The organism is Microbacterium sp. BH-3-3-3, from assembly GCF_001792815.1.
Lineage (GTDB): Bacteria > Actinomycetota > Actinomycetes > Actinomycetales > Microbacteriaceae > Microbacterium.
Genome location: NZ_CP017674.1, coordinates 694,588 through 714,305, shown reverse-complemented (window position 1 = coordinate 714,305; position 19,718 = coordinate 694,588). Strand labels below are relative to the sequence as shown.

The following is a 19,718-nucleotide window of genomic DNA, read 5'->3' as shown; positions in this document are numbered from 1 at the left end:
TGCGGTGGCAGAGGGCGGAGGAATGGCCCCTCCCCGGGGCAATCGGGGTAGGGGCCCTGCTCTTGCCCCGGGGAGGGGCCATTCCGGAGCCCGGTACCCCCCCCAGAACGAACGACCTACGTGACGGGCCCCGTCCACTTCTCGCCCGGCCCCTTACCGATGGGGTCGGGGATCACCGACGCCTCGCGGAAAGCGAGCTGCAGGGAGCGGAGGCCGTCGCGCAGGGAGCGGGCGTGCATGTCGCTGATCTCGGGGGCTCCGGCGGTGATGAGGCCGGCGAGGGAGTTGATGAGCTTGCGGGCCTCGTCGAGGTCGAGCTGCTGCGCGGGGTTGTCGGCCAGGCCGGTCTTCACCGCGGCGGCGCTCATGAGGTGCACGGCGGCGGTGGTGATGACTTCGACGGCGGGGACGTCGGCGATGTCGCGGGTGGCGGAGGCGGAGGCGCGCTCCTGCTCTTCCCAGCGGGCGAGGCGCTCGTCTTCGGCTCCGTGGCGGTGTGCGGCGCTGTCGTCGGCGGGCTGGTCGGGGGGGATCGTGTCCACGTGAATCTCTCTGCTAGACTATGGCGGGCTTCGGAGTGCTTCACTCCGAACGAAAGAGGATGACATCCCACCCGCGCTTGCCGCTCCAGGCTACCGGGTTCCCGCACTCCGCTCCGTTTCGCACGGGGTTGTCTGGGTGCAGAAGCCGGTGCTGGTAGCACTGTGCCGGGTGGCGTGTTTCTCCTCTTCGCCCGCGATTCCCTTGGATCGCGGCGGCCGTCATCCGTAGACAAGAGGAGTTCCGCATCAGCGATCCCCGCACCAACGAGCGCATCCGAGTCCCGGAGGTCCGTCTCGTCGGACCCAACGGCGAGCAGGTCGGCATCGTCCGCATCGAAGCTGCGCTGCGCCTGGCCCAGGAAGCGGACCTCGACCTGGTCGAGGTTGCGCCGAGCTCGAAGCCGCCCGTGGTCAAGATCATGGATTACGGCAAGTTCAAGTACGAGGCCGCTCAGAAGGCCAAAGAGACGCGCCGCAACCAGGCCAACACCGTGCTCAAAGAGGTGCGGTTCCGCCTGAAGATCGAAGCGCACGACTACATAACCAAGCTGAAGCGCGCCGAGGGCTTCCTCCAGGCGGGCGACAAGGTCAAGGCCATGATCCTGTTCCGTGGTCGCGAGCAGTCGCGTCCCGACCAGGGCGTGCGTCTGCTCCGCAAGTTCGCGGAAGACGTCGCCGAGTTCGGCACCGTGGAGTCCAGCCCCACGATCGACGGTCGCAACATGGTCATGGTGGTCGCGCCTCACAAGAACAAGTCCGAGGTCAAGACCGAGCAGAACGCGCAGCGCACGGCGAACCGTGAAGCAGCACGCAGCGCCGCCCGCGGCGACTCGGACTCCGAGGGCGAGCCCACCGCGGCTCCCGCAGACCAGCCCACCTCGGCCCCCGCCGAGTAAGGCCCCCCAGGCTCCCGCCCGGCGGGAAACACAACGAAGGAAGAGACATGCCGAAGCAGAAGACCCACTCCGGTGCCAAGAAGCGTTTCAAGTTGACCGGCAGCGGCAAGCTCATGAAGCAGCAGGCCGGCATGCGGCACAACCTCGAGGGCAAGGCGTCCAAGCGCACCCGTCGCCTGAACCAGGAGCAGGTCCTGGCCAAGGGTGACGCCAAGGTCGCCAAGAAGCTCCTCGGCCTCTGAGCGCCGACGCACGTTAGGAAGAAGAAGAAATGGCTAGAGTCAAGCGGGCAGTAAACGCCCACAAGAAGCGTCGCGTCATCCTCGAGCGCGCGTCCGGTTACCGCGGTCAGCGTTCGCGCCTGTACCGCAAGGCCAAGGAGCAGGTCACCCACTCCCTCGTCTACGCGTACCGTGACCGTCGCAAGCGCAAGGGCGACTTCCGTCGTCTGTGGATCCAGCGCATCAACGCGGCGTCCCGCCAGAACGGCATGACGTACAACCGCTTCATCCAGGGCCTCGGCCTCGCGGGTGTGCAGGTCGACCGTCGTATGCTCGCCGAGCTCGCCGTGAACGAGCCGGCCGTGTTCGCCTCGCTCGTCGCGACCGCGAAGGCGGCGCTGCCCAGCGACGTCAACGCCGCGAAGACCGCGTAATACGCAGTTCCTCGTCAAACGGGCGTCCTCTTCGGAGGGCGCCCGTTCGTCGTTCCTGCGCGGCGTCCGGAGCGCATACCGCAGACGCCATACACTGAGGACGTGCTCGAGAACCCCCGTTCGCCCCGGGTGCGCGCCGTGGCAAAACTCAGCAAGCGCGCCGCCCGTCAAGAGACCGGTCTGTTCCTCCTCGAGGGACCGCAGGCGGCCCGCGAGGCGTTGGCGTGGGCACCCGAGACGGTGATCGAGATGTACGCGACCCCGACAGCGCTCGAAAAGCACGGCGACCTGCGCGAGGCCGCCGAGGCCGCGGGCGTCGACCTGCAGTACACGACCGAAGCGGTCCTGGATGCCATGGCCGACACCGTCACGCCGCAGGGCATCGTCGCCGTGGCCCGCCAGTCGCCGACCGCCCTGAAAGACGTTCTGGCAGCGGGCCCCCGCCTCATCGCCATCTGCGAAGAGGTGCGCGACCCCGGCAACCTCGGCACCATCATCCGCGCGGCCGACGCGGCGGGAGCCGACGCGGTGATCCTGACCGGTCGCACGGTCGACCCGTACAACCCCAAGGTGGTCCGCTCGACCACGGGGTCGCTCTTCCACCTGCCCGTCGCCGTCGACCTCGAGCTGGCCGACGTCGTCGCGCGGGTGCACGAGGCGGGGATGCGGGTGGTGGCCGCCGACGTCGAAGGCGGCGACTTCTTGGCATCCCGCGACATGCTCGCCGAACCCACGGCGTGGCTGTTCGGGAACGAGGCGCGCGGTCTCGACGACGAGGCGTTGGCGCACGCCGACATCGCGTTGCGGTTGCCGATCTACGGGCGTGCCGAGTCGCTCAACCTCGCCACCGCGGCCAGCGTCTGCCTCTACGAGACGGCGTTCGCGCAGCGCGATCGCTGAACCCCTGCTGTTACAGATCGGTTAAGGCGCGCGCCGGAATGTGGTCGGGCGCCCAGCATCCTCATAGGGTGTTGACATGGCATCCGTTCCCCCGAAGACCGAGCCCCTGGTCGTCGTCAGCGACGTCCAGAAGCACTATGGACAGTTCCAGGCTCTGAAAGACATCGACCTCACCGTCGACCGCGGCGAGGTCGTCGTCGTCATCGGACCCTCGGGTTCGGGCAAGTCGACGCTGTGCCGCACCATCAATCGCCTCGAGACCATCACGAGCGGGACGATCACCATCGACGGCAAGGAGCTTCCCAAAGAGGGGAAGGGCCTGGCCGAACTGCGCGCCGACGTCGGCATGGTGTTCCAGTCGTTCAACCTGTTCGCCCATCTCACGATCCTCGAGAACGTCACGCTCGGCCCCCTCAAGGTCCGCAAGATGAAGAAGGCGGATGCCGAGAAAGAGGCGCGCGCGCTCCTCGAACGCGTGGGCGTCGGTCACCAGGCCGACAAGCTCCCCGCCCAGCTCTCGGGCGGTCAGCAGCAGCGCGTCGCGATCGCCCGTGCTCTGGCCATGAAGCCCAAGGTGATGCTCTTCGACGAGCCCACCTCGGCGCTCGACCCAGAGATGATCAACGAGGTGCTCGACGTGATGGTCGGTCTCGCCAAAGACGGCATGACGATGATCGTCGTGACGCACGAGATGGGCTTCGCGCGCAAGGCCGCGAACCGCGTGGTGTTCATGGCCGACGGGCAGATCGTCGAGCAGGCGACGCCCGAGCAGTTCTTCACGAAGCCCGAATCCGATCGGGCGAAGGACTTCCTGTCGAAGCTCATCACCCACTGACGCTCTTCCCTTGACGGCGATGAACGAGGAGGTTCTCCCGCCGACCGCATGGTTGCCGTTCCCCCCGGTCTATCTCGCGCGCCGTCACCGACGACCCTTATCCGCACAGCACACGTAACCAAGGAGACATCACATGCGTAAGACACGTTTTCTCGCCGGCGCGAGCATCGTCGCCGCCGGCCTTCTGGCCCTGACGGCCTGTAACAGCGGCACCCCGGGCGCGGCTCCCGGCGCCGAGGGCGGCACCGAATCGACTCAGCTGTGGGAGGTCGCCTCCGACGTCTCCCTCGACGGCAGCCCCACCTACGACCGCATGGTCGCCGCCGACAAGGTCATCGTCGGTGTGAAGGAAGACCAGCCCGGTCTCGGCTTCAAGGACCCGGTCAGCAACGAGCGCGGCGGCTTCGACGTCGAGATCGCTCAGTGGATCGCGGCCTCGCTCGGCTTCGACGCGGACCAGATCGAGTACAAGACGATCCCCTCGGCCAACCGCGAGCAGGAGCTCGTGAACGGCAACGTCGACTACTACGTCGGCACCTACTCGATCACCGACAAGCGCAAGGCGCAGATCGACTTCGCCGGCCCCTACCTGATCACCGGTCAGGGCCTGCTCGTCGCCGCCGACAACGAAGACATCACCGGCCCCGACGACCTCGCCGGCAAGATCGTCTGCTCGGTCACCGGTTCGACGCCGCTGCAGCGCATCCGCGACGAGTACGCCCCCGGCGACACCGTCGAGTACGACACCTACACGCAGTGCCTCGAGCAGCTGCGCGCGGGTTCGGTCGACGCGGTGACCACCGACCAGGCGATCCTCGCCGGTTACGTCGCCCAGGAGCCCGACGCGTTCAAGATCGCTGGCGACACCTTCAGCGAGGAGCGCTACGGCGTCGGCCTGCCCAAGGGTGACACCGTCCTGAAGGACCACATCAACACCCTGTTCAACGACGGCGGCGACGTCTGGACGGCGCTGTTCGAGAAGAACCTCGCGCCCGCCGGTATCAAGGGCGACCAGCCCACCGCTGACGAGTGATCCGTTCGGGGGCGGTGCACCGCACCGCCCCCGAATCCCCGACCAAGATAAGGAGCACGCATGGGCGTCATCACCGACAACCTCGACGTGTGGAGCGAGGCGCTCGGCGGAACCCTTCTGCTGTTCTTCGCGGGCGGAGCGCTGGCCCTCGTGCTCGGCCTCATCGTGGGCGCCATGCGCGTCTCGCCCGTGCCGATCGCCCGCGGTGTCGGCACGTTCTATGTGAGCGCGATCCGCAACACCCCCCTCACGCTCGTCTTCTTCGCGTTCGTGTTCGCGCTGCCCCCGCTCCTGGGGCTGCGTCTGACGGGCGACGTCTCGCTGACGCTCGGGATCTGCGCCCTCGGTATCTACACGGCGACGTACGTCGCCGAGGCGATCCGGTCGGGCGTGAACACCGTCCCCGTCGGTCAGGCCGAGGCCGCTCGAGCGCTCGGCCTGGGCTTCGGCCAGGTCATGACGCTCGTCGTGCTGCCGCAGGCGTTCCGTTCCGTGATCCCCCCGATGATGAGTGTGTTCATCGCGCTGCTCAAGAACACGACCGTCGCCGCGGGCTTCTCGATCGTGAACCTGGGTTCGGTTCGCAACTACCTCAGTGAGCGCGGAGAGAACGCGTTCGTCGTCATCCTGTGGGTGATGGTCATCTTCGTCGCGCTCGTCCTGCTGCTGTCGTGGCTGCAGCGAACGCTCGAGAACCGATGGAGGGTCGCACGATGAGCAGCGTCCTGTACGACGTCCCCGGTCCCAAGGCCGTCGCCCGCAACCGCGTCCTCGGTGTCGTCACGATCCTGGTCGTGCTCGGCATCATCGGATTCTTCGTCTGGCGTCTCGCCGACACCGGTCAGTTCACCGCCCAGAAGTGGTCGGCGTTCACCTACACGAACGTGTGGGCGCAGATCGGCGAGGCCACGATGCGTACCATCGCCGCCTTCGTCGTGGCCGCCGTCGGTGCGCTGGCCCTGGGCTTCGTGCTCGCGATCGGTCGCCTGTCCGATCACAAGTGGGTGCGCTGGCCGTTCACCGCCGTGATCGAGGTCTTCCGCGCGATCCCGGTGCTCGTGTTCATGTTCCTGCTCTACTACGGCTTCCCCGTCCTCGGCATCCGCATGGAGCCGTACTGGGCCGTCGTCATCGCCCTCATCTGCTACAACGGCTCGGTGCTCGCCGAGGTCATCCGCGCGGGTGTGGAGTCGCTGCCCAGCGGGCAGGCCGAGGCGGGCTACGCCGTGGGCCTGCGCAAGGCCGGGGTCATGCGCCTCGTGCTGCTGCCGCAGGCGATCCGCGCGATGATGCCCGTCATCATCGCCCAGCTCGTCGTGACCCTGAAGGACACGGCTCTCGGCTTCATCATCACGTACCCCGAGCTGCTGTTCTACGCGAAGTACATCGGTGCGCAGCCGAGCGTGGGCTCGCCCATCATCCCGGCGACGATCATCGTCGGCGCGATCTACATCGCCCTCTGCCTGCTGCTGTCTTACGTGGCGACCCTGGTCGAGAAGCGTCTGCGCCGGTCGCCGCGCGTCGGCCAGGTGGCCGCCCCCGTGCAGCCCCCGCAGCAGGGCGGCACCGACACGGCGCTCATCGTCGCCCAGCGCGGCGGTCCGGCGATCTGATCGAATCCGCCGACGGGCGGGGGAGTGTCCCCGCCCGTCGGTAGACTCTCATCTCGTGTCCGACGCACCCGAGATCACCCCCGAGGCCGTCGCCTCCGCCGTCGAAGCCGCACTCGCGGCCATCGCCGCGGCCGCGACCACGGCCGACCTGAAAGCCGCCCGCTCCGCGCACACGGGGGAGCAATCCTCCCTCGCGCGGCTGAACGCCCAGATGCGCGCCGTCGCCCCCGAGCACAAGGCCGCTTTCGGCAAGCTCGTGGGTCAGGCCCGCGGCCAGGTCACTCAGGCGCTCGCCGCCCGCGAGGCCGAGCTGGCCGAAGCCGAGACCGCCGCCCAGCTCGAGGCCGAGCGCATCGACGTGACGGCGTTGCCGCAGCGCGCGCGCGTGGGGGCACGGCATCCGATCTCGCTCCTGCAGGAGCAGGTGTCGGACATCTTCGTCGGCATGGGATGGGAGATCGCCGAGGGGCCCGAGCTCGAGCACGAGTGGTTCAACTTCGACGCCCTCAACTTCGACGTCGACCACCCGGCGCGCCAGATGCAGGACACGTTCTTCGTCGACCCGGTCGCGCGGCACCTGGTGCTGCGCACGCACACGAGCCCCGTGCAGGTGCGCTCCATGCTCGAGCGCGATCTGCCGATCTACGTGCTGTGCCCCGGCCGCGTGTACCGCACCGATGAGTTCGACGCGACGCACCTGCCGGTGTTCACGCAGTTCGAGGGCCTCGTCATCGACAAGGGCATCACGATGGCCCACCTCAAGGGCACCCTCGACCACGCCGCGCGCGTGCTGTTCGGGCCCGAGGCCAAGACGCGTTTCCGCGCGAACTTCTTCCCGTTCACCGAGCCGAGCGCCGAGCTCGACCTGTGGCACCCCACCTTCAAGGGCGGGGCACGCTGGATCGAGTGGGGCGGGTGCGGAATGGTGAACCCCAATGTGCTGCGCGCCGCCGGCATCGACCCCGAGGAGTACTCGGGCTTCGCCTTCGGCATGGGCATCGAGCGCACGCTCATGTTCCGCAGCGACGTGCAGGACATGCGCGACATGGCCGAGGGCGATGTGCGCTTCAGCGAGCAGTTCGGAATGGTGGTCTGATGCGCGTCCCGCTCTCCTGGTTGCGCGAGTACGTCGACGTACCCGTGACGGCCACGCCCGAAGACGTCCTCGCGGAGTTGGTCTCGGTCGGATTCGAAGAAGAAGACGTGCACCGCTTCGAACTGTCGGGCCCGATCGTCGTCGGCGAGGTGAAGGAGTTCACCGCCGAACCGCAGTCCAACGGCAAGACCATCCGCTGGTGCCAGGTCGACGTCGGTGCCGACAACGGGGGAGTGCGCGGCGTCGTCTGCGGTGCCGGCAACTTCTTCGAGGGCGACAAGGTCGTGGTGACCCTGCCCGGTTCGGTGCTGCCCGGCCCGTTCCCCATCGCCGCGCGCAAGACCTACGGCCACGTCTCCGACGGCATGATCGCCTCGGCGAAAGAGCTGGGGCTCGGCAGCGAGCACTCCGGCATCCTGCGTCTGATCGACCTCGGCATCGACGCGCCCGTGGGAACGGATGCCATCGCGCTGCTGGGGCTCGACGACCTCGCGGTCGAGATCAACGTCACCCCCGACCGCGGCTACGCCCTGTCGCTGCGCGGGGTCGCCCGCGAGTATTCGCACGCCACGGGTGCCGACTTCCGCGACCCCGGTGCCGGTCACGACGAGGCCGTCTCACGCACGCCCTCGGGCTTCGCGATCACCGTCGACGATCAGGCGCCGATCCGAGGTCGTCACGGCGCCACCGAGTTCGTGGCGCGCATCGTGCGCGACGTCGACCCCTCGCGTCCGACTCCGCCGTGGATGATCACGCGGCTTTCGCTCGCCGGTATCCGGTCGCTGGGCGTGCTGGTCGACATCACGAACTACGTCATGCTCGAGCTCGGCCAGCCGATCCACGGCTACGACCTCGACCGCCTGCAGGGCGGCATCACGGTGCGCCGCGCCGCGCCGGGCGAGAAGCTCGAGACCCTCGACGGCCAGGTGCGCACCCTGAACGCCGAAGATCTGCTCATCACCGACGAGTCGGGCCCCATCGGCCTGGCCGGTGTCATGGGCGGTGGCCCCACCGAGATGAGCGACGCCACCCGCAACGTGCTGATCGAGGCGGCGACGTTCGACCAGGTCTCGATCGCGCGTACCGCGCGGCGGCACAAGCTGCCCTCCGAAGCGTCGCGCCGTTTCGAGCGCGGCGTCGACCCGCTCGTGCCGTACGTCGCCGCCGAGCGCGTCGCGTCGCTGATGGTCGAGCTCGCCGGCGGCACGCTCGACACCGAGCTCGGCGGTTCGCTCTCGTCGGCGTACCGTCGCGACGCGATCACCCTGCCGGCCGGGTTCGTCTCGGGCTTGATCGGCGTCGAGTACACCGACGACGAGATCGTCTCGGCGCTCCGGCTCATCGGATGCACCGTCGAAGAGCGCGAGTCGGGCTGGTCGGTGGTCGCCCCCTCGTGGCGCCACGACCTCACCGACAAGTGGACGCTGGCCGAAGAGGTCGCCCGCATCGAGGGATACCACCGCATCCCCTCGGTGCTGCCGACGCCTCCCTCGGGCCGGGGTCTCACCGCCGCGCAGCAGGGTCGTCGTCGGGTGACGAACGCGCTGGCCGCGGCCGGTTTCGTTGAGACGCCGTCGTTCCCGTTCACCACCGACGAGCAGAACGCCCTGCACGGCTCGCCGTCGGGCGACGCGCTGCCGAGCGTGAAGCTCGCCAATCCGCTCGACGGTCTTGCGCCGTACCTGCGTCGTTCGCTCGTGCCCGCCCTGCTGCAGGTCGCACACCGCAACGTCTCGCGCGGCATCGTCGATCTCGCGCTGTTCGAGATGGGCACCGTCTTCCTGCCGAAGCCGGGCGTGCAATACGGCACCGCGTCGGTTCCGCCGCTGGCGGTGCGACCGGATGCCGCGACCCTCACCGCTCTGGACGCCTCGATCCCGCCGCAGCGCCGACACGTCGCCGTGCTGCTGGCCGGGAACGCCGTCGCCAAGCAGTCCGGGCAGCCGGCCGTCGCGGCCGACCTGGCCGATGCGGTCGACGCCGTGCGCGTGCTGGCCTCGGCGGCGGGCCTCGACATCGAGCTCGTGCAGGCTCAGCGCGCAGCCCTGCACCCCGGACGCACCGCACGCGTCCTGGCCGCGGGGCAGGACATCGGCTACGTCGGCGAGCTGCTGCCCGCCGTCTCGGCCGACGCCGACCTGCCGGGCCGGGTGCTCGTGGCCGAACTCGACCTCGACGCGATGCTCGAGCTGGCGCAGGCGCGCGTGGTCGCGGCATCGCTCTCGGGCTTCCCGGCGGCGACGCAGGACGTCTCGCTGACGGTCCCGGTCGAGGTGTCGGCGGGGTCGGTGCGTGCCGCGCTCATCGAGGGTGGGGCCCCGCTGCTCGAGGGGGCGCGTCTGGTCGACGACTACCGCGGCCCCGGACTCACCGACGGCACCAAGAGCCTGACGTTCGCGCTGCGCTTCCGCGCCGACGACCGCACCCTGACCGCGGCCGAGGCGACGGAGGCCAAGCTCGCCGGCGTCGCGGTGGCCGCCGAGCGCTTCGGCGCGGCCATTCGCGACTGACGCCCTGATCGAACGGAGCGCCGCCGGCTCACGCCGCGCGGCGCTTCGTCGTCTCGGCGGGCTCCGCGAACGCGACGCCTTCGCGCGGCCGGTCATTCGCTGCTCTCACGCGGGCGTGCACACGGTCGCTGATTTGCCCTCGCCCGGGCGCGGCGGATAACCTCGCCTCATGTCGTCGACCGTCGTGTGCACCGAGGAGCTCTCCGTGAGCCCCGTTGCCGTGCGTCGACGTCGGGTCGCACGCCGAGTTTCGGCGACCTCGTAACCCGCCGACGGTCGGGCATGCGGGCGTCGCCGCCCCGGTTATCGCTGAGTTCAGCACCAGCCCCGACTCCTAAGGTGGACACATGACCCTCTCGGTCGCCGTTTCCGGCGCTTCCGGCTACGCGGGCGGCGAGATCCTCCGTCTGCTGGCCGATCATCCCGACGTCCAGGTGCGAACGGTCACGGCGCACTCCAGTGCTGGCCAGCCCCTCGTCGCCCATCAGCCGCACCTGCGCTCTCTCGCGCATCTCGAACTGAAGCCGACGACACCCGAGGTGCTCGCCGGTCACGACGTCGTCTTCCTCGCCCTCCCACACGGCCAGTCCGCGCAGTACACCGACGCGCTGGCCGACACCCCGCTCGTCATCGACGCGGGTGCCGACCACCGCCTGACCTCGCCGGACGACTGGGCGGAGTTCTATGGCGGAGCGCACCCCGAGCCGTGGGCCTACGGTGTTCCCGAGCTGCCCGTCGGGGGTCGCAAGCAGCGTGAGCTGCTGCGGGGCGCCGCACGTATCGCCGCTCCGGGATGCAACGCCTCGACCGTCGCCCTCTCGCTCGCGCCGGGGATCGCGGCGGGGGTCATCGAGCCCGGCGACATCGTCTCGGTGCTCGCGGTGGGCCCGAGCGGGGCAGGAAAGTCGGCCAAGACGAACCTCCTCGCCAGCGAGATCCTCGGGACCGCCAACCCATATGCCGTCGGCGGCACACATCGTCACATCCCCGAGATCCGCCAGGCGCTGGCCGCCGCGGGGACGCCCGCCGCTGGCATCCGCATCTCGTTCACCCCCGTCCTGGTTCCCATGGCGCGCGGGATCCTCGCGACGTCGTCGGCCCCGATCCGTGAGGGGGTCTCGGATGCCGAGATCCGCGCCGCGTGGGAGCAGGCCTACGCCGACGAGCCCTTCGTCGAGTTGCTTCCCGAGGGTGTGTTCCCGCGCACCGCCGACGTGCTCGGCGCCAATGTCGCCTCGCTCGGTCTCGCCATCGACCGCGCGGCGAACCGCGTGGTCGTGGTCGCCGCCGTCGACAACCTCGTCAAGGGCACCGCCGGTGCCGCCGTGCAATCCATGAACATCGCGCTGGGCCTCGCCGAGACCACCGCCCTCCCCTTGAACGGAGTCGCCCCGTGAGCGTGACCGTCCCCGCAGGATTCGAGGCAGCCGGAGTCGCTGTAGGCCTGAAGTCGACCGGTGCGCGCGATGTCGCCGTCGTCGTGAACCGCGGCCCTCTCAAGGTCGGTGCGGCCGTCTTCACGTCGAACCGTGCCAAGGCCAATCCGATCCTCTGGTCGGAGCAGGTCGTGAAGGACGGCGTCATCGAGGCCGTCGTGCTCAACTCGGGCGGGGCCAACTGCTTCACGGGCGCATTCGGGTTCCAGACGACGCACCAGACCGCCGAGCGTGCCGCCGAGCTGCTGGGTGTCGGCGCCGGAGACGTGGTGGTCTGCTCGACCGGGTTGATCGGCACGGGCGACGAGGTCTTTCGCGCCAAGGTGCTCGCCGGTGTCGACACGGGTATCGCCACTCTCTCGACCGACGGGGGAGAAGACGCGTCGCTGGCGATCATGACCACCGACTCCCGCCCCAAGCGCGCCGTGCACGTCGGCGACGGATGGAGCATCGGCGCGATGGCGAAGGGCGCCGGCATGCTGGCTCCGGGCCTCGCCACCATGCTCGTCGTCGTCACCACCGACGTCGTGCTCGACGCCGACGAAGCCGACGCGGCCCTGCGGGCGGCCACGCGCGTGAGCTTCGATCGTCTGGATTCCGACGGCTGCATGTCGACCAACGACCAGGTGACGCTGCTCGCCAGCGGGGCCAGTGGCATCCGGGTACCCGCCGAGCAGTTCGCCACGGCGCTGGCCGCGGTGTGCGACGACCTCGCCGCGCAGCTGCAGGGCGACGCCGAGGGGGCGAGTCACGACATCACGATCCGGGTGACCCAGGCCGCCTCCGAGGACGAGGCCGTCGAGGTGGGCCGCTCCATCGCGCGCAACAACCTGTTCAAGGCTGCCGTGTTCGGCAACGATCCCAACTGGGGGCGGGTCCTCGCGGCGATCGGCACGACCTCGGCCCGGTTCGACCCGTACGACGTCGACGTCTGGATGAACGGCGTGCGCGTGTGCACCGCGGGTGGCCCCGACCGCCCTCGCGAAGACGTCGACCTCACTCCGCGCGCGCTCGACCTCGTCGTCGACCTCCGTGCCGGCTCGGCCGAGGCCACGATCCGCACCAACGACCTGACGCACGATTACGTCCACGAGAACAGCGCCTACTCCTCATGACACACATCGACCTTCAAGACACCGATCCCGCCCAGGCCAGTGACCGGGCGGTCACGCTCGTCGAGTCGCTGCCGTGGGTGCGCAAGTACCGCGACCAGGTCGTGGTGGTGAAGTACGGCGGAAACGCGATGGTCAGCGACGAGCTGCAGGACGCTTTCGCGGCCGACATCGCCTATCTGCGTTACGTCGGGGTGAAGCCGGTCGTCGTGCACGGTGGCGGACCTCAGATCTCGTCGATGCTCGACCGCCTCGACATTCCGAGCGAGTTCCGCGGCGGCTACCGCGTGACCTCCACCGAGGCCATCGGCGTCGTGCGCATGGTGCTCACGGGACAGATCAACCCGCAGCTCGTCGCGAAGGTCAACGCCCACGGTCCGCTGGCCACGGGACTGAGCGGTGAAGATGCCGGCCTGTTCGGCGGTCGTCGTCGCGGTGTGGTCGTCGACGGCGTCGAGCACGACCTGGGCCGAGTGGGCGACGTGGTCACGGTCGACCCGCAGCCGGTGCTCGATCACCTCGCCGCGGGCCGCGTGCCCATCGTCTCGAGCATCGCGCCCGACCTCGACCACCCCGGCGCGTCGTTGAACGTGAACGCGGATGCCGCGGCCGCGGCGCTCGCGGTGGCGTTGAACGCCAAGAAGCTCGTGGTGCTGACCGACGTGCCCGGCCTGTACGCCGACTGGCCCAATCGCGACTCGCTCGTGTCGCACCTGACCTCGACCGAGCTGCGCGAGATGGTGCCGCGTCTGGAATCGGGCATGATCCCCAAGATGCAGGCCTGCCTCGACGCCGTCGACGGGGGAGTGCCCTCCGCGGCCATCATCGACGGCCGTGTGCCGCACTCGGTCCTCGTCGAACTGTTCACCAGCAAGGGAATCGGAACGGAGGTGGTGGCATGACCACCGCAACCTGGCAAGAAGACGCCGGACGCGACCTCGTCCGCAGCTTCGGCGACCGCATGGCACTGTTCGTGCGCGGCGAGGGGGCCTACGTCTGGGACGCCGACGACACGAAGTACCTCGACTTCCTGGCCGGAATCGCCGTCAACGCCCTCGGCCACGCGCACCCCACCTTCGTCGAGGCGCTGACCGCCCAGGCATCCACCCTGGCGCACGTGTCGAACTACTTCGCCACGCCGCCGCAGCTCGCGCTCGCCGCGCGTCTGAAGCGTCTCGCGGGCACGGGCGAATCGGGCCGGGTGTACTTCGGCAACTCGGGTGCCGAGGCGAACGAGGCGGCGCTCAAGCTCGCGCGTCTGCACGGTCGCGGCACCGAGCGTACCCGCATCCTGACGCTCAAGGGCGGCTTCCACGGGCGCACCATGGGCGCCCTCGCGCTCACCGGCAAGCCCGCGCTGCAGGCCGACTTCCTGCCCATGGTCCCGGGGGTCGAGCACATCGACGCCACGATCGAAGCCCTCGAGGGCGCTGTCGACGACCGTGTCGCCGCCCTGCTCGTCGAGCCCATCCAGGGCGAGGCCGGCGTCGTGGAGCTGCCCGAGGGTTACCTGCAGGCGGCCCGCGAGATCACCGCCCGCCACGGCGCGCTGCTGATCATCGACGAGATCCAGACGGGCGCCGGTCGCACCGGTGCCTGGTTCGGCTTCCAGCACTCCGGGATCGTGCCGGATGCCATCACCGTGGCCAAGGGCATCGGCGGCGGCTTCCCGATCGGCGCGCTCATCACCTTCGGGGCGGCCAGCGACCTGTTCTTCCCCGGTACGCACGGCTCGACCTTCGGCGGCAACGCGCTGGGGACCGCCGTCGGCGGCGCCGTGCTGCACGAGATCGAGTCGTCCGGCCTCGTCGAGAACGCCGCCCGCCGCGAGACCGAGCTGCGTGAGGGTATCGCCGGGCTGGGCTCGCCCCTGGTCGCCGGCGTCCGCGGGCGTGGCCTGCTGCTCGGCATCGGTCTCACCAGCCCCGTCGCGAAGGCCGTCGTCGCCGCGGCCCAGCAGCACGGGCTCATCATCAACGCGGCGAACGACGACACCATCCGCATCGCGCCGCCCCTCACGATCGGCGATGCCGAAGTGGCCGAGTTCCTCTCGCTCTTCGGCGCCGCGCTCGCCACCGTTTCCGACGCCCTCATCCTCGAAGGAGCCCCCGCGTGACCCGCCACCTGCTGCGCGACGACGACCTGAGCCCGGCCGAACAGGCCGAGATCCTCGACCTCGCCATCGAGCTGAAGAAGGACCGCTGGGCGCAGAAGCCGCTCGCCGGCCCCCAGACCGTCGCGGTGATCTTCGACAAGTCGTCGACCCGCACGCGCGTGTCGTTCGCCGTGGGCATCGCCGACCTCGGCGGCTCGCCGCTCATCATCTCGACGGCCAACAGCCAGCTCGGCGGCAAGGAGACCCCCTCCGACACCGCCCGCGTGCTGGAGCGTCAGGTCGCGGCGATCGTCTGGCGCACCTACGCGCAGGCGGGCCTCGAAGAGATGGCGCGCGGCACGCGCGTTCCCGTCGTCAACGCGCTGAGCGACGACTTCCACCCGTGCCAGCTGCTCGCCGACCTGCTGACGATCCGTGAGCACAAGGGCGAGCTCGCGGGGCTGACGCTGTCGTTCTTCGGCGACGGGCAGAGCAACATGGCCCACTCGTACGTGCTCGCCGGCGTCACGGCCGGAATGCACGTCCGTGTCGCAGCTCCCGCCGACTACGCGCCCCGCGCCGACGTCATCGCCGATGCCGAGCGCATCGCCGCCACCACCGGCGGATCGGTGACGCTCACCAGCGACCCCGAGGCCGCGGCATCCGGAGCCGACGTCGTCGTCACCGACACGTGGGTGTCGATGGGCAAAGAAGAAGAGAAGCTCGCGCGCATCCGCGACCTGGGCGACTTCAAGGTCACGAGCGAGCTCATGACGCGCGCCGACGAGGGGGCGATCTTCATCCACTGCCTGCCCGCCGACCGCGGCTACGAGGTCGACGCCGAGGTCATCGACGGTCGCCAGAGCGTGGTGTGGGACGAGGCCGAGAACCGGCTCCACGCCCAGAAGGCGTTGCTGGTGTGGCTTCTGCGCCAGGGCTGACCACGCGGATCGGCCGCACCTGGACCCGCTTCGACGGGCCGGGGCGGCTGATCGGTGTCGACCTGGCCCGGGGCCTCGCGGTCCTGGGCATGCTGGCCGCGCACCTGCTCGACACCGAGGACTTCGTCGCGCGCGACCCGTCGTCGTGGCTCGACGTGGTCAACGGGCGCTCGTCCATCCTCTTCGCCGTGCTGGCGGGCGTGTCGATCGCGCTGGTGACCGGCGGTCCCCGTCCGCTCGAGGGACCCCGGCGCGCTCGCGCGGCCGCGCGGTTGGCACTGCGCGGGGCGCTGCTGTGGGTGATCGGCATGCTGCTGGTGTTCACCGGGGTGCCGGTGTACGTGATCCTGCCCGCGTACGCGCTGCTGTTCGCGCTGTCGCTGCCGTTTCTGGGGATGCGTCCGCGCGGGCTGTTCCTCACGGCGGGGGCCGTCGCCCTCGTCATGCCGTGGATCCAACCCGTGCTCGATGCGGCTCCCCTCTGGAGCGGCCGGTTCGGTGAAGAGATCTCCGCCGCGCTCGGCTGGAACTACCCGTTCCCGGTATGGATCGCGTTCCTGCTGGCGGGCATGGGGCTCGGACGCCTCGACCTGCGTCTGCTGCCGGAGCAGACCCTGATGCTGCTGTCGGGTGGCGCCCTCATGCTCGCGGGTTACGGCCTGGCCCTGGTGACGGAACCCGCCGTCGCCGGCGATCGGTACCTGTCCACCGTCCTCACCGCCGAGGACCACTCGGCGGGGCTGTGGGAGGTCATCGGATCGGGCGGTTTCGCGATCGCGACGATCGGGCTCTGCCTGCTGCTGTGCCGGACGCCGGTGCGGTGGCTCGCGATCCCGCTCCGCGCCGTCGGTTCCATGCCGCTCACGGCCTACGTGCTGCAGCTGGTCGTGTGGGCGTTCGTCGCGCTCGCGGTGCTGGGCGACACGTCGGACCTGTGGGGCATCCGCGCCCTGGGCCTCTTCGGACCGCTGACCCTCGGCCTGGTCGTCGGCTGCACCGCGTGGGCGCTGACGGTGGGGCGCGGGCCCCTCGAGGCGCTGATCGACGCCGTGGTGCGCTTCGTCGTGGGCCGGGATGCCGCGACCCCGGCCGCGGTTCGCTGAGACGCCTCGGTAGGCTGGGGGCATGAGTCACGAGAGCGGTCAGTCGACGAACGAGGGCGCCCTGTGGGGGGCCCGTTTCTCGGGCGGCCCCTCTCCCGAGCTGGCGGCCCTCAGCCGTTCCACGCACTTCGACTGGGATCTCGCCCTGTACGACATCGCGGGCTCGCACGCGCACACCGCCGCCCTCGAGGCGGCGGGCTACCTCGACGCCGATGAGGCCGCAGCCATGCACGCCGGTCTCGACGACCTGGCCGCGCGCCTGCGCGCGGGCACCCTGGTCGCCGCTCCCGGCGACGAAGACGTGCACGGCGCCCTCGAACGCGTGCTGATCGAGACCGTGGGGCCCGCGCTCGGGGGCAAGCTCCGCGCCGGCCGCAGCCGTAACGACCAGATCGCCACCCTCGTGCGGCTGTACCTGCTCGACCACGCGCGCACGATCACCCGCGAGGTGCTGCGCCTCATCGACGCGCTCGTCGCCCAGGCCGAGGCGCACGACACCGCGATCATGCCGGGCCGCACCCACCTGCAGCACGCGCAGCCGGTGCTGCTGGCCCACCACCTGCAGGCCTACGGCTGGGCCTTCACGCGCGGCATCGAACGCCTCCGCGACTGGTCGGTGCGCGCCTCGGTGTCGCCGTACGGCGGCGGGGCGCTCGCCGGGGCGACCCTGGGCCTCGACCCGCAGCTGGTCGCCGATCACCTGGGCCTGGCCCGTCCGGCCGAGAACTCCCTCGACGGCACCGCGTCGCGCGACGTCGTGGCCGAGTTCGCGTTCATCTCCGCCATGATCGGCGTCGACCTGTCGCGCCTGTCCGAAGACGTCATCCTGTGGAACACGCGCGAGTTCGGCTTCGTCACGCTCGACGACGCCTACTCGACGGGCTCGAGCATCATGCCGCAGAAGAAGAACCCCGACATCGCCGAACTCGCGCGCGGCAAGGCCGGCCGCATGATCGGCAACCTGTCGGGCCTGCTGGCCACTCTCAAGGGTCTTCCGCTCGCGTACAACCGCGACCTGCAAGAAGACAAGGAGCCCGTGTTCGACTCGGTGCGCACGCTCGAGCTCGTGCTGCCGGCCTTCTCGGGCATGATCGCGACGCTGCGGTTCCACACCGAGCGCATGGCCGAGCTCGCCCCCCAGGGGTTCTCGCTCGCGACCGACGTGGCCGAGTGGCTCGTGCGTCAGGGCGTGGCCTTCCGCGACGCGCATGAGATCTCGGGGGAGCTCGTGCGCGCCTGCGAGGAGCGCGAGATCGGCCTCGAAGACGCCGATGACGCTCTGCTGGCCTCGGTCTCGCCCCGTCTTACTCCGGCGGTGCGCGAGGTGCTCTCGATCGAGGGGTCGGTGTCGAGCCGCACGGGCGCGGGGGGAACGGCGCCCGCACGCGTGAGCGAGCAGCGTCACGAGCTCGTCTCGCGCGCGCAGACCGCCGCTCGCACACTCGTCGACTGAGTATCAGCTTTTCGCTTATCAAACCGTAAAGATAAGCGATACGCTTATGTCATGAGTATCGCCGTGATCGCTGACATCGTCGCCTCGAGGCAGCTCGTCGACCGCGCCGCCGCACAGCGACGCATCGCGCGGGTCGTCGGCGACGCCGACCGCGATCTGCCGGTCGCGAGGCAGCCCCTCGAGGCCGTCGTGGGCGATGAACTGCAGGGGGAGTACGACCGACTCGGCGACGCGCTGGGGTCGCTGCTGCTCGTGCGTCTGGCACTCCCCGACGGGATCGACTGCCGCTTCGGTGTCGGTGTCGGCGCGGTACGACCCATCGAGCTCGACGGACGCACCGTGCCCGAAGGGCCGGCCTGGTGGGCAGCCCGCGCCGCGATCGAGAGAACCGCACGACTGCAGCAGCGCGCCGCGCCGTTCGCGCGCACGTGGATCGAGGCCGCCGAGGGAGAGGATGCCGCCATGGTCGACACCATCTCGCTCGCCAACGCCTACGCGCTCAGCCGCGACCAACTGGTCTCGACGATGAGCGAACGCACGCGCCGCCTCACCTACGGCCGGTGCCTGGGTCGCTCGCAGCGCGAACTGGCCGAGACCGAGGGCGTCAGCCAGTCGGCCGTCTCGCAGGCCCTGGCCTCCGCCGGCTCCGCCGCGATCGTCGAGGGCTTCGCCGCCCTCACCCGCGGAGCGCGCTCGTGATCGCCGCGGGACTTCTGCTGCTGGCCGTCGGGTCGGTCGACCTGGTGCGCCAGATGATCCGTTCCCGCCGCTGGATCGCCTTCGCTGCGGCGGCGGTGGCGCTCGTCGTGGTGTCGGCGGGACTGGATGCCGTGATCGCGGGCCTGCTCGCCGTCGCCGTCGCCGCGATCTGGACGTGGGTCGTGCCCGAGCACGGTCCCGCGCGCGCGGGCCTCTGGCCCGTGGCCCTGCTGGCGCTCGCCGCGGCGGCCTGCGTGGTCATCGCCCCGGGCCGCGTCCGCCCCGGCGTGTTGGGCGAGATGTGGACCACCTACCGACCGGCCGACGCCGTGTCGGTCGACGTGATCGTGCTGGTCGTCGGGTGCCTGGTGTTCCTGCTCGAGTCCGGCAACGCGGTCGTGCGCATCGCGCTCCGCTCCGAGATGGGTGGCCGCGTCGTCCCCGACGAGACGGCGACGCCGACGCTCAAGGGTGGACGCCTCATCGGACCGCTGGAGCGCATCCTGGTCTTCGTGCTGACGCTCGCCGGGGCGTACACGCTCATCGCCGCGGTGCTGGCCGCGAAGGGCATCGTGCGCTTCCCCGAGATCTCGCGTGACGGCGACGGGGGAGACCGCGCGGAGTACTTCCTGATCGGCAGCCTCGTGAGCTGGGTGACGTCGTTGGCGGCGGCGTTCCTCGTGTGGTGGGGCGTGCACGCGGGCTGACGGCAGCGCGCGGCCGCGCGTGCGGACCGAGCGGCAGGTGACGAGCGCGGGGCGAGCGCGTCGGCGGCGGGGTCTCGGCATCCGGAGCCCCA

20 protein-coding genes are annotated in these 19,718 nt (G+C 70.1%); 19 read left to right on the top strand and 1 reads right to left on the bottom strand.

Annotated elements, in window-relative coordinates:
* Positions 1-116: 116 nt before the first annotated feature.
* The gene (locus tag BJP65_RS03385) at positions 117-542 is read right to left on the bottom strand and encodes a DUF1844 domain-containing protein (protein WP_374754276.1); all 426 of its coding nucleotides are present in this window, start codon (positions 540-542) and stop codon (positions 117-119) included.
* 245 nt (positions 543-787) lie between these two features.
* Here BJP65_RS03385 and infC point away from each other — a divergent pair, with 245 nt between their 5' ends.
* The 19 genes from infC to BJP65_RS03290 all read left to right on the top strand — a co-directional run bounded on the left by infC (position 788) and on the right by BJP65_RS03290 (position 19,626).
* On the top strand, positions 788-1,438 hold the full coding sequence (infC, locus tag BJP65_RS03380) for a translation initiation factor IF-3 (protein ID WP_374754282.1): 651 nt from the start codon (positions 788-790) through the stop codon (positions 1,436-1,438).
* 47 nt (positions 1,439-1,485) lie between these two features.
* Complete coding sequence (gene rpmI / locus BJP65_RS03375; RefSeq protein ID WP_055835219.1) at positions 1,486-1,680, top strand: 50S ribosomal protein L35; 195 nt, start codon at positions 1,486-1,488, stop codon at positions 1,678-1,680.
* A 29-nt stretch (positions 1,681-1,709) separates the two neighbouring features.
* Entirely contained in the window at positions 1,710-2,093 is a 384-nt protein-coding gene (gene rplT / locus BJP65_RS03370) for a 50S ribosomal protein L20 (protein ID WP_055835222.1), read from the top strand.
* Between the two features lie 102 nt (positions 2,094-2,195).
* Positions 2,196-2,993 (top strand): RNA methyltransferase, encoded by a 798-nt coding sequence (locus BJP65_RS03365; RefSeq protein ID WP_055835225.1) that lies wholly within the window; start codon positions 2,196-2,198, stop codon positions 2,991-2,993.
* A gap of 76 nt (positions 2,994-3,069) precedes the next feature.
* A complete protein-coding gene (locus BJP65_RS03360; protein WP_055835228.1) occupies positions 3,070-3,828 on the top strand; it encodes an amino acid ABC transporter ATP-binding protein in 759 nt (252 codons plus the stop codon).
* A 133-nt stretch (positions 3,829-3,961) separates the two neighbouring features.
* Positions 3,962-4,861, top strand: a complete 900-nt coding sequence (locus BJP65_RS03355; RefSeq protein ID WP_070408211.1) for a glutamate ABC transporter substrate-binding protein — start codon at positions 3,962-3,964, stop codon at positions 4,859-4,861.
* 60 nt (positions 4,862-4,921) lie between these two features.
* Positions 4,922-5,578 carry an amino acid ABC transporter permease gene (locus BJP65_RS03350; RefSeq protein WP_055835234.1) on the top strand — a complete coding sequence of 219 codons (657 nt, stop codon included), beginning with the start codon at positions 4,922-4,924 and terminating at the stop codon, positions 5,576-5,578.
* A complete protein-coding gene (locus BJP65_RS03345; protein WP_070409826.1) occupies positions 5,575-6,474 on the top strand; it encodes an amino acid ABC transporter permease in 900 nt (299 codons plus the stop codon). The genes BJP65_RS03350 and BJP65_RS03345 overlap by 4 nt, the downstream gene beginning before the upstream one ends.
* Positions 6,475-6,529: 55 nt before the next feature.
* Complete coding sequence (gene pheS / locus BJP65_RS03340) at positions 6,530-7,570, top strand: phenylalanine--tRNA ligase subunit alpha (protein WP_055835237.1); 1,041 nt, start codon at positions 6,530-6,532, stop codon at positions 7,568-7,570.
* Positions 7,570-10,080 carry a phenylalanine--tRNA ligase subunit beta gene (gene pheT / locus BJP65_RS03335; protein WP_070408210.1) on the top strand — a complete coding sequence of 837 codons (2,511 nt, stop codon included), beginning with the start codon at positions 7,570-7,572 and terminating at the stop codon, positions 10,078-10,080. Before pheS ends, pheT begins: the two co-directional genes overlap by 1 nt.
* Positions 10,081-10,427: 347 nt before the next feature.
* Entirely contained in the window at positions 10,428-11,477 is a 1,050-nt protein-coding gene (gene argC, locus BJP65_RS03330; RefSeq protein WP_070408209.1) for an N-acetyl-gamma-glutamyl-phosphate reductase, read from the top strand.
* Positions 11,474-12,631, top strand: a complete 1,158-nt coding sequence (argJ, locus tag BJP65_RS03325) for a bifunctional glutamate N-acetyltransferase/amino-acid acetyltransferase ArgJ (protein ID WP_070408208.1) — start codon at positions 11,474-11,476, stop codon at positions 12,629-12,631. Before argC ends, argJ begins: the two co-directional genes overlap by 4 nt.
* Positions 12,628-13,530, top strand: a complete 903-nt coding sequence (gene argB / locus BJP65_RS03320; RefSeq protein ID WP_055835264.1) for an acetylglutamate kinase — start codon at positions 12,628-12,630, stop codon at positions 13,528-13,530. The genes argJ and argB overlap by 4 nt, the downstream gene beginning before the upstream one ends.
* Complete coding sequence (locus BJP65_RS03315; protein ID WP_070408207.1) at positions 13,527-14,744, top strand: acetylornithine transaminase; 1,218 nt, start codon at positions 13,527-13,529, stop codon at positions 14,742-14,744. The genes argB and BJP65_RS03315 overlap by 4 nt, the downstream gene beginning before the upstream one ends.
* Positions 14,741-15,664 carry an ornithine carbamoyltransferase gene (argF, locus tag BJP65_RS03310; protein ID WP_055835270.1) on the top strand — a complete coding sequence of 308 codons (924 nt, stop codon included), beginning with the start codon at positions 14,741-14,743 and terminating at the stop codon, positions 15,662-15,664. Before BJP65_RS03315 ends, argF begins: the two co-directional genes overlap by 4 nt.
* Complete coding sequence (locus BJP65_RS03305; protein ID WP_083285688.1) at positions 15,643-16,767, top strand: heparan-alpha-glucosaminide N-acetyltransferase domain-containing protein; 1,125 nt, start codon at positions 15,643-15,645, stop codon at positions 16,765-16,767. Before argF ends, BJP65_RS03305 begins: the two co-directional genes overlap by 22 nt.
* Before the next feature lie 22 nt (positions 16,768-16,789).
* Entirely contained in the window at positions 16,790-18,220 is a 1,431-nt protein-coding gene (gene argH / locus BJP65_RS03300; RefSeq protein ID WP_070408206.1) for an argininosuccinate lyase, read from the top strand.
* Between the two features lie 51 nt (positions 18,221-18,271).
* Entirely contained in the window at positions 18,272-18,919 is a 648-nt protein-coding gene (locus tag BJP65_RS03295; protein ID WP_070408205.1) for a SatD family protein, read from the top strand.
* Positions 18,916-19,626 (top strand): hypothetical protein, encoded by a 711-nt coding sequence (locus BJP65_RS03290; RefSeq protein ID WP_070408204.1) that lies wholly within the window; start codon positions 18,916-18,918, stop codon positions 19,624-19,626. Before BJP65_RS03295 ends, BJP65_RS03290 begins: the two co-directional genes overlap by 4 nt.
* Positions 19,627-19,718 lie beyond the last annotated feature (92 nt).